The sequence below is a fragment of the Ruminococcus sp. AM31-15AC genome (assembly GCF_003462045.1).
GTDB classification, from domain to species: domain Bacteria; phylum Bacillota; class Clostridia; order Oscillospirales; family Ruminococcaceae; genus Hominimerdicola; species Hominimerdicola aceti.
On the sequence record NZ_QTYG01000131.1, the window covers coordinates 1 to 884 of the forward strand.

The following is an 884-nucleotide window of genomic DNA, read 5'->3' on the forward strand; positions in this document are numbered from 1 at the left end:
ATGAATTAGAAGACGTTTTTAATGATACATTGAATATTATAAATAGTAATGATATTCTAAAAAATCATTAGAAAAATCACAAGCAGAAACTATTTTGTATTCAGCAGAATGTGAAATTGATTTACCCCAAAATCCTAACTATGAACAGGAAATAAGCGTTACAATGAACAGGACTTTTGAGGCTGCACAAAAATTGTTATATAAATATCAAAATGAACGTATTGCCGTACTTAATTTTGCCTCCGCAACAAATCCCGGAGGGGGAGTAGTAAACGGAGCAAGAGCTCAAGAGGAAAGTCTGTGTCGATGTTCAACACTTTATCCATGTCTGAATCAAAAATATCTTTGGGATAATTATTACAATATTCATAAGGCAAATTATGATTTCAAATATTCAGATGCTTGTATTTACACACCTGATATTACTGTGATAAAAACAGATACAAATATACCAGAACGTATGGAAAGGGATAAATGGTTTAATGTAGATGTTATAACTTGTGCAGCTCCGAATCTCCGCCAGGCACCGAGTATTGTTACTTTTGAGGAACAGTACGATATACATTGCAAACGTGCAGTTAAAATATTATCGGCAGCAATAAAAGGCGATGCGTCTGTTTTGGTGCTTGGTGCATTCGGCTGCGGAGCTTTTTGCAACGATCCAAAAGCTGTAGCTAAGGCATATAAAGATGTGCTGAAAAATTTTTACGGTTACTTTAAGGTTGTTGAATTTGCTGTTTTTTGCAATGAATCTCAATCATATAATAATTGGGTATTCTCGAATGTTTTCAAATAATAAATTTTAATATAGAAAGGAACAAAATATTATGTTAGATATGATATTGTTAAAAAATAAGGCACAAACATTTGCAGAAAAATTATTG

The 884-nt window shown here is 32.5% G+C and carries 1 pseudogene; it reads left to right on the top strand.

Annotated features, from left to right (window positions below):
* Nucleotides 1–73: 73 nt before the first annotated feature.
* Nucleotides 74–796: pseudogene (locus DW793_RS14360) on the top strand (TIGR02452 family protein); the annotation flags it as partial.
* Between the last annotated feature and the right edge of the window lie 88 nt (nucleotides 797–884).